The organism is Citrobacter sp. S55_ASV_140 (assembly GCF_018919505.1).
Lineage (GTDB): Bacteria > Pseudomonadota > Gammaproteobacteria > Enterobacterales > Enterobacteriaceae > Citrobacter > Citrobacter werkmanii.
On record NZ_JAHLQZ010000176.1, the window covers coordinates 1 to 8,429 of the forward strand.

The 8,429-nt window shown below is 49.7% G+C and carries 9 protein-coding genes and 1 pseudogene; 5 read left to right on the forward strand and 5 right to left on the reverse strand.

The genetic code is table 11. The features are described 5' to 3' along the window. A partial coding sequence (gene speG, locus KQJ18_RS19150) for a spermidine N1-acetyltransferase (RefSeq protein WP_216422509.1) occupies positions 1-361 on the reverse strand: 361 nt, incomplete at its 3' end. Between the two features lie 37 nt (positions 362-398). Next, entirely contained in the window at positions 399-740 is a 342-nt protein-coding gene (locus KQJ18_RS19155; RefSeq protein ID WP_137347257.1) for a DUF1283 family protein, read from the reverse strand. Between the two features lie 152 nt (positions 741-892). Between KQJ18_RS19155 and KQJ18_RS19160 the strand changes: the two genes are divergently transcribed. The 4 genes from KQJ18_RS19160 (at position 893) to KQJ18_RS19175 (ending at position 5,564) form a co-directional block, all read left to right on the forward strand. Beyond that, positions 893-1,219 carry a YnfA family protein gene (locus KQJ18_RS19160; RefSeq protein ID WP_038640517.1) on the forward strand — a complete coding sequence of 109 codons (327 nt, stop codon included), beginning with the start codon at positions 893-895 and terminating at the stop codon, positions 1,217-1,219. 107 nt (positions 1,220-1,326) lie between these two features. After that, positions 1,327-2,541 (forward strand): starvation-sensing protein RspA, encoded by a 1,215-nt coding sequence (gene rspA / locus KQJ18_RS19165; protein ID WP_216422510.1) that lies wholly within the window; start codon positions 1,327-1,329, stop codon positions 2,539-2,541. 60 nt (positions 2,542-2,601) lie between these two features. After that, positions 2,602-3,936, forward strand: a complete 1,335-nt coding sequence (locus KQJ18_RS19170; protein WP_165407587.1) for an MFS transporter — start codon at positions 2,602-2,604, stop codon at positions 3,934-3,936. 161 nt (positions 3,937-4,097) lie between these two features. Then, entirely contained in the window at positions 4,098-5,564 is a 1,467-nt protein-coding gene (locus KQJ18_RS19175) for a mannitol dehydrogenase family protein (RefSeq protein WP_216422511.1), read from the forward strand. 75 nt (positions 5,565-5,639) lie between these two features. Here the strand turns inward: KQJ18_RS19175 and ydfZ are convergent, their stop codons facing one another. The 3 genes from ydfZ to ydfG all read right to left on the reverse strand — a co-directional run bounded on the left by ydfZ (position 5,640) and on the right by ydfG (position 7,553). After that, a complete protein-coding gene (ydfZ, locus tag KQJ18_RS19180) occupies positions 5,640-5,843 on the reverse strand; it encodes a putative selenium delivery protein YdfZ (protein WP_038640526.1) in 204 nt (67 codons plus the stop codon). A gap of 190 nt (positions 5,844-6,033) precedes the next feature. Continuing rightward, on the reverse strand, positions 6,034-6,720 hold the full coding sequence (locus KQJ18_RS19185; protein ID WP_085048244.1) for a GntR family transcriptional regulator: 687 nt from the start codon (positions 6,718-6,720) through the stop codon (positions 6,034-6,036). Positions 6,721-6,806: 86 nt separating this feature from the next. Continuing rightward, positions 6,807-7,553, reverse strand: a complete 747-nt coding sequence (gene ydfG, locus KQJ18_RS19190) for a bifunctional NADP-dependent 3-hydroxy acid dehydrogenase/3-hydroxypropionate dehydrogenase YdfG (RefSeq protein ID WP_038640530.1) — start codon at positions 7,551-7,553, stop codon at positions 6,807-6,809. 137 nt (positions 7,554-7,690) lie between these two features. On the opposite strand from ydfG, the pseudogene KQJ18_RS19195 reads away from it, so the two are divergent. Then, positions 7,691-8,429 (forward strand): annotated as a pseudogene (locus KQJ18_RS19195) (dipeptidyl carboxypeptidase II); the annotation flags it as partial.

The window sequence follows — 8,429 nt, forward strand, 5'->3', positions numbered from 1 at the left end:
ACAGCTTATATAAGTTGAGGACGGTAAAACCATAATCCATCGCCAGCTTTGCCGCCCGCGAAGCCAGACCTTTACCCTGATATTCAGGCGAAATAATAATCTGGAATTCAGCCCGGCGGTGGACGTGGTTAATCTCTACCAGCTCCACCAGCCCGGCTTTTTCACCTTCGCATTCCACCACGAAGCGACGTTCGCTTTGGTCGTGAATATGCTTGTCGTACAGGTCTGACAGCTCAACAAACGCTTCGTAAGGCTCTTCGAACCAGTAACGCATAACGCTGGCGTTGTTATCAAGCTGGTGGACAAAACGTAAATCTTCACGCTCCAGCGGGCGCAGCTTAACACTGAGGGCGCTAGTCATATTGTATCCTTGCAATATCCTTTAAGGTGCATAGTCATTATGGTGCAACGGTACGGCCAGTACGACGGTCGAGGCAGCGCAGGGTGTTAGGTTCCCAGTAGGCGTTAATATTGGTGCTCTGTTCGCACTTATCACGGCTATCAAAGGCCGCGTCGGCTTTGTCCCACTCTTTCTCAGTACGCTTGTTCACTTTCTGACGTAACTGGCGTGTATCGTTCCATTGTTCCTTTTCCATGGCGGCCTGTTGACGGCTTTGCGCACTGTCCCCGGATTCAATGACCAGTTTACTGGTTTCAGCAAATGCTGAAGAGGTGTACACAGCCGCCGCAAGCGTCAGCATAGCCGTCAGACACAGACGTTTGGTCAGTGTAATATTCATGGCGAATTCCTTTTATGAGAAAGGGAAAAACGATAAAACAGGGTTAAATTCTACACTATTCCTGCTTCAGGGCATACCCACTGAGCGGATATGGATACGTTGGCGATATTCTGTCGTATCATGGTTAAACCGAAGATAACTGAATAACGTCAATGCTGAAGACTACCTTTCTCTTTTTCGTCACTGCTTTATGCGAAATCATCGGCTGTTTTTTACCCTGGCTGTGGCTTAAACGAGGCGCGACGGCGTGGTTGTTGGTACCCGCCGGAGTGTCTCTGGCCTTATTCGTCTGGCTGTTGACGCTGCATCCGGCCGCGAGTGGGCGAGTTTACGCGGCCTATGGCGGCGTTTATGTTGTCACTGCGCTGCTATGGCTGCGCTTTGTCGATGGCGTAAAACTCAGCCTGTATGACTGGTCTGGTGCGCTGGTGGCCTTGTGCGGGATGCTGATTATTGTGGCTGGATGGGGGCGCGCATAGCGCCTTTTTTGTGATCAACGAGGGCTTTTTTGATCTTTATACTTGTATGGTAGTAGTTCAGTTGAGTAAATTTCCTGCATCACAAGAACAGATGTAAGGAATAAAAAATGAAGATTGTCGGGGCTGAAGTTTTTGTCACCTGCCCGGGGCGTAATTTCGTTACGTTAAAAATAACGACAGAAGACGGGATCACCGGGCTGGGAGATGCCACCTTAAATGGCCGCGAGTTATCCGTGGCGTCCTATCTGAAAGATCATGTCTGTCCGCAACTTATCGGACGCGATGCGCATCGAATCGAAGACATCTGGCAGTTTTTCTACAAAGGCGCGTACTGGCGTCGGGGGCCGGTCACCATGTCGGCGATTTCCGCAGTGGATATGGCATTGTGGGATATCAAAGCGAAAGCGGCGAACATGCCGTTGTATCAGTTGCTCGGCGGCGCATCGCGTGAAGGGGTCATGGTTTACTGCCACACCACAGGGCATACCGTAGATGATGTGCTGGAGGATTACGCGCGACATAAAGAGATGGGCTTTAAAGCGATTCGCGTACAGTGCGGCGTACCGGGTATGAAAACTACTTACGGTATGTCTAAAGGCAAAGGTTTGGCCTACGAACCCGCGACCAAAGGGCAGTGGCCGGAAGAGCAACTGTGGTCTACAGAGAAATACCTCGATTTCACGCCGAAACTGTTTGCCGCCGTTCGCGATAAATTTGGTTTTAACGAACATCTGCTACATGACATGCACCATCGCCTGACGCCGATTGAAGCTGCCCGGTTTGGCAAAAGCATTGAACAATATCGTCTGTTCTGGATGGAAGATCCCACACCAGCCGAAAACCAGGAGTGTTTCCGCCTGATCCGCCAGCATACGGTCACGCCGATTGCAGTAGGGGAAGTCTTCAATAGCATCTGGGATTGCAAACAACTGATCGAAGAACAGTTGATCGACTATATCCGCACCACCATTACCCATGCGGGCGGTATTACCGGTATGCGCCGTATTGCCGATTTTGCCTCGTTGTATCAGGTACGCACGGGGTCACATGGACCTTCCGATCTGTCACCCGTATGCATGGCCGCAGCACTGCATTTTGATCTGTGGGTGCCAAACTTCGGCGTTCAGGAATATATGGGGTATTCCGAGCAAATGCTGGAAGTGTTCCCGCATAACTGGACTTTTGATAACGGCTATATGCACCCGGGCGATAAGCCAGGCCTTGGTATCGAGTTTAACGAAAAACTGGCCGCGAAATATCCGTATGACCCGGCATATCTGCCTGTCGCTCGCCTGGAAGATGGTACGTTGTGGAACTGGTAAATATAAATTTTACGTACGAAAGATGTTGATTAACCCAATACCCTACAGAAGGTTAAACTTATGGTTAGTTCAGTCGATATTAAAAATAACGTAGATAATAAGCCCATTATTCGCCGAGTGGCTTCAGCATCCGCAATTGGTACTGCTGCTGAGTATTATGATTTTTTTGCATACGGGACAGCAGCTGTACTCTTTTTTGGTCATCTATTTTTCCCTAGTGATGATCCGTTAATAAGTACTCTCGCTGCTTTTGCAACCTATGCTGTTGGTTTCCTCGCAAGACCATTAGGAGGAATTGTATTTGGCCATATTGGTGATAAGGTAGGGCGTAAAAAAGCACTGGTTATTACCATATTAATCGTTGGTTTAGGGACTTTCTGTATCGGGTTATTACCTACATATGAAAAAATAGGGGTATGGGCTCCAGCTTTACTTATTTTTATTCGTGTGTTGCAGGGCTTTGGAGTTGGAGGAGAACAAGCCGGTGCAGTACTGATGACTGCTGAATATTCTGAACCCAAACATCGTGGATTTTTTTCCAGTTGGGTTCAAATCGGTGCCCCGGTTGGTTTCCTTCTGCCGTTAGCACTGTTTGCATTGTTAAACGCCACACTTTCTCCAGAGGCCATGATGGATTATGGGTGGCGTATTCCATTCCTATTGAGTCTGTTACTGGTTATTGTTGGGCTGTTTATCCGCTTAAAAATTGATGAGTCACCGGTCTTTGCTCAGATTAGGGAGACAAAAGCAGAAGAATCACGTCCATTAGTTGAAGTTATCCGTGATTTTCCTGGTATTGTTGTCAAGGGGGTGTGTGCAAAACTGATTGAAGCTTGCACATTTGCAATGTTCACCGTGATTGTTTTGGCTTACGGTAAGGCGAACAATCTTGATGCAAATATTTTGATGGAGACAATGATCGTTGCGGTGATAATAGAAATCATTGCAATACCGTTGATGGGATCGCTATGTGATAAGATTGGACGTAAACCAGTCTATATTATCGGCGCATTGCTGCAGGTCGTTATGATTATTCCTTTCTTCCTTGCTATTAATCAGGATAGTTTTTGGCTTACACAAATAGTAATGATCCTGGTGCTGAGTATTGGGCATAGTATGTGTTATGCACCTCAGGCTTCTTATTTCCCGGAGCTTTTCCCAACTCATATTCGCTGTAGCGGGATTGCATTAATTTGGCAACTTGGGTCACTAATAGGTAGTGGGATTCTTGGCTTAGTAGCAGTAAAAATTCTGCAAGTAACAGGTGGGCATTACTACGGACTAGCCACTTATGTGATTGTACTTGGAGTTATCTCAATTATTGGTTTGTTGATGATGCCGGAAACGGCTCCGCAAAGACTTAAGCGTGAATACCAGCAGTGGCAGAAACATTAATATCTTTTGGCGGCAGTATGCCGCCACATTCACCGTGCTTGGTATATAACTCAATAAATGATGTCATACCAATCATAAAAAGCTTAATGCAAATCAAAACATACAACCCTGCAGGCGTTACTCTGAGACAGTCCTGATTTCATTGATAAGTAGGTCATACCATGCAAAACAAGCTGTTAGCGGCAAAGGCTGCGCTTCCTGACTACGATCGTACTACTCTGATCCCGCGTATTGTTCATCTGGGATTTGGCGCGTTTCATCGCGCACATCAGGGTGTTTATGCTGACATCCTGGCTGCAGAACACGGCAGTGACTGGGGCTATTGCGAAGTGAATCTGATTGGTGGTGAGCAGCAGATTGCCGATCTGAAACAGCAAGATAATTTGTATACCGTTGCGGAGATGTCTGCGGATGCGTGGACTGCCAGAGTCGTTGGTGTGGTGAAAAACGCGCTGCATGCGCAGGTAGATGGTCTGGAAAGCGTACTGGCTGCGATGTGTGAACCGCAGGTGGCGATCGTTTCTCTCACCATCACCGAGAAAGGATATTGCCACTCTCCGGCGACGGGTCAACTGATGTTAGACAACCCCATGATTGCCGCCGATCTGCAAAATCCAAAACAACCAAAAACTGCGCCAGGCGTGGTGGTTGAAGCCCTGGCGCGTCGCAAAGCTGCGGGATTAGCCGCATTTACCGTGATGTCCTGCGACAACATGCCTGAAAACGGCCACGTTATGCGCAATGTCGTCACCGCGTATGCCCGGGCGGTAGATGCTGAACTGGCTACCTGGATCGAACAGCATGTGACGTTCCCCTCTACAATGGTTGACCGCATTGTTCCTGCGGTTACTCCGGATACGCTGGACAAAATTGAACACATCACCGGGGTACGCGACCCGGCAGGCGTAGCCTGTGAACCGTTCCGTCAGTGGGTAATTGAAGATAACTTTGTCGCCGGTCGTCCGGCATGGGAAAAGGCCGGGGCGGAGCTGGTATCGGATGTGATTCCGTTTGAAGAGATGAAACTGCGTATGCTCAACGGCAGTCACTCTTTCCTTGCCTATCTTGGTTATCTGGCGGGTTATCAGCATATCAACGACTGCATGGAGGATGAAAATTATCGTCTTGCCGCGCGAGCGTTGATGTTGCAGGAACAGGCGCCGACGCTGAAAGTGAAAGGGGTGGATCTGCAACACTATGCCGATCTGCTCATTGAGCGCTACAGCAACCCGGCACTGCGTCACCGTACCTGGCAGATTGCGATGGACGGCAGCCAAAAACTGCCGCAGCGTATGCTCGATTCAATTCGTTGGCACATTGCGCATGGCAGCCATTTTGCGCTGCTGGCACTGGGCGTAGCCGCCTGGATGCGCTATGTCGGCGGTGTGGATGAACACGGTCAGGCGATTGAAATCAGCGATCCGCTGTTGCCAGTGATCCAGACTGCGGTCCGCAGTAGTCACGAGGGGGAAGCGCGCGTTCAGGCGTTACTGGCGATTGATGCCATTTTTGGTCGCGAATTACCGCAGGTAGAACTGTTCAAAAACCAGGTCACAGAAGCCTATCTTACTTTACTGGCTGAAGGGGCAAAGGCAACGGTTGCGAAGTATGCTGCAAAAATGAAGTAACGAAGGGCATCATTTATGTCGCCATCTGGCTTTAAACGGGCCAGATGGCGCAGTGTTTTCTGGCATTCACACCAATTAGTTCATGCCCAAACGAATCAACTCGAGTGGGGCATATTTGCCTTCACACCCTTCGATTGCCACTGTTTTGCCACGGCGAATTTGCTCAGCGGTCAGGCCATCGGTATCTATCGCTGTAATGCGGCCTGTGAGTCCGGTGTTGCTAATCATGACGCGACTGCCAGTGGTGATTGCGTTACGGTTACGATCGTATGTTTTCATGGTGTTTTCTCCTTTCCAACTCACCGTCAAAGCCCGTGGGCTTTTAGTCCCACGTAACGGGCGCAATATAAATACGCTTCTCGTTAATGATTTTTTTTGTTTTCGATCAAAGTCACAGCTTTTTTTAGGCAGATGTGCAGGAGAGGGGGAAACGTTGAAAAACTCACCCCGCAGAGAGGTGAGCGTAGTATTAATCTTCGCTGAACCAGTCGCTATTTTCCTGGCGAATAAGCTGAACAGACTCACCGATTTCCTGAAGGTGCAGCATCATTGCACGCTCGACGCCGTCACCATCATGTTTTTCAAGTGCGGCAAAGATATCGTGATGCTGGCGCAGCAGCATTTCAGGAGGGGAAATGTGATCCAGGCTCATATAGCGAACGCGGTCAATGGTGGCCTTTATATTCTCGACGGTGTCCCAGGCGAGCTGGCACTCGGCGATTAAAGCCAGTTTCTGATGAAACTCATCGTCAAGCTGGAAGAAATCATTAATTTGTTTTCGGTCAATCGCGATACGCTGCTGATGCAGATTCTGTTCGAGCTGATAGCACTGTTTATCGGTGATCAGGGCGGCGGCGCGGCGGACCACGGCACATTCAATCGCCTGGCGAACAAAACAGCCATTTTGCACCTGCGACAGCGAAATTTTGTTCACGTAGCTGCCACGCTGCGGACGGATCTGAATCAGACCGTTCTCTGCCAGTTTGATGAATGCCTCTCGTACCGGCTGGCGTGACACATTAAAGCGTACAGAAACTTCTTTCTCCGACAGCGGCGTACCCGGCGCAATCAGACAGTGCACGATATCACGACGAAGAATACGGTAAATCTGCTGATTTACAGGCTGTGTAGGGTTGAGCTGCGTTTCTACGGTCATTCATTCTTACTTTTTAGAGAGTTAACCCGGATATTTTATCACTTATTTCAGGCTATCTATACCCGGCGCAAGGCCGGGCAGAGAAATTAGCTCCGATGGATACTCAGCCCGGCAAAAGACTGTGTGACAGGCATCATTTCAAGGGTGTTAATGTTGACATGAGCGGGTAACGAAGCCACCCACCATACCGCTTCTGTAACATCTTGTGGGGTCAGCGCGGTGGTATTTTCGTAAGTTTTTTCCGCCTTGGCATCATCGCCTTTGAAACGCACGTTAGAGAATTCCGTGCCGCCAACCAGACCCGGCTCAATGTCGGTAACACGAATCGCTGTCCCGTGTAAGTCAGTACGTAAGTTGAGGCTAAACTGACGGACAAACGCTTTGGTCGCGCCATAAACGTTACCGCCGGCGTATGGCCAGCTACCCGCGGTAGAGCCGATATTGATAATATGTCCGCGATTGCGCTCAACCATACCAGGCAGCACGGCACGGGTCATATAAACCAGGCCTTTGTTGTTGGTATCGATCATGTTTTCCCAATCTTCAATGCTGGCCTTGTGGGCAGGTTCGAGGCCCAGCGCCAGACCTGCGTTGTTGACCAGAACATCAATATCGCGCCATTCAGCAGGTAAGGACGCCAGCATCTCTTCAATCGATGCGCGATTACGTACGTCCAGTTGCGCGGTATAGAGGCGGTCACCCAGCTCATCTTTGAGTTCCTGCAGGCGCTCCTGGCGGCGTCCGGTGGCAATAACTTTATGCCCATTCTCAATAAAACGACGCGTAATGCACTCACCAAAACCTGCGGTTGCTCCGGTTACTAAAACGATCATCTCACTGTTCCTCAACGCTTTTTATGTAGTACTACCATAGCACGTCATTTCCGGTCAGAGCTATTCCTGGTTAACAGGATTGCGGTCGATTCCCGGGAAGTCTACTCTGGTAAACAAATCGTTTTCAGGAGTGAAAGATGTCATTAACGAATCCTTTTTTACACCACAGTACATTGCCGTATCAGGCACCGCAGTTTGATCAAATTGACGTGCAGCATTATCGTCCGGCGTTTGATGAGGGCGTGCGGCAAAAACGCGAGGAGATCGCGGCAATTGTACAAAACCCACAGGACCCGGATTTTGCTAACACGTTGCTGGCGCTTGAACAAAGCGGCGCGCTGCTCACGCGCGTAACCAGCGTTTTCTTTGCGATGACGGCGGCGCACACTAACGATGAACTACAACGCCTTGACGAAGCGTTCTCAGCAGAGCTGGCGGGACTTGCCAATGATATCTATCTTAATGGCGCGCTTTTCGCCCGCGTCGATGCAGTCTGGCAACGACGTCATACCTTAGGTTTGGATAGCGAATCAGTGCGTCTGGTGGAGGTTGTCCACCAGCGTTTTGTCTTGGCAGGCGCTCGCCTCAATGAGGCCGACAAAGCACGCCTCAAAGCGCTCAACACCGAGTCAGCCACGCTGACCAGTCAGTTTAATCAGCGTCTGCTGGCGGCGAACAAGTCCGGTGCTTTGGTGGTGGATGATGTCCGGCGGCTTGACGGACTTAGCGCCGAAGAAATTGCCGTTGCCGCTGAGGCTGCAAAAGAAAAGGGGCTTGAATCACGTTGGGTTATTGCGTTATTGAATACCACTCAACAACCGGCGCTTGCCGTGTTACGCGATCGCCAGATCCGTGAAGACCTGTTTACCCAGGCAT

Coding starts and splice junctions, on each gene's coding strand:
- KQJ18_RS19185 (WP_085048244.1), bottom strand. CDS start 6,720: ATGACCGTAGAAACGCAGCTCAACCCTACACAGCCTGTAAATCAGCAG.
- KQJ18_RS19170 (WP_165407587.1), top strand. CDS start 2,602: ATGGTTAGTTCAGTCGATATTAAAAATAACGTAGATAATAAGCCCATT.
- ydfZ (WP_038640526.1), bottom strand. CDS start 5,843: ATGAAAACATACGATCGTAACCGTAACGCAATCACCACTGGCAGTCGC.
- KQJ18_RS19155 (WP_137347257.1), bottom strand. CDS start 740: ATGAATATTACACTGACCAAACGTCTGTGTCTGACGGCTATGCTGACG.
- rspA (WP_216422510.1), top strand. CDS start 1,327: ATGAAGATTGTCGGGGCTGAAGTTTTTGTCACCTGCCCGGGGCGTAAT.
- KQJ18_RS19175 (WP_216422511.1), top strand. CDS start 4,098: ATGCAAAACAAGCTGTTAGCGGCAAAGGCTGCGCTTCCTGACTACGAT.
- KQJ18_RS19160 (WP_038640517.1), top strand. CDS start 893: ATGCTGAAGACTACCTTTCTCTTTTTCGTCACTGCTTTATGCGAAATC.
- ydfG (WP_038640530.1), bottom strand. CDS start 7,553: ATGATCGTTTTAGTAACCGGAGCAACCGCAGGTTTTGGTGAGTGCATT.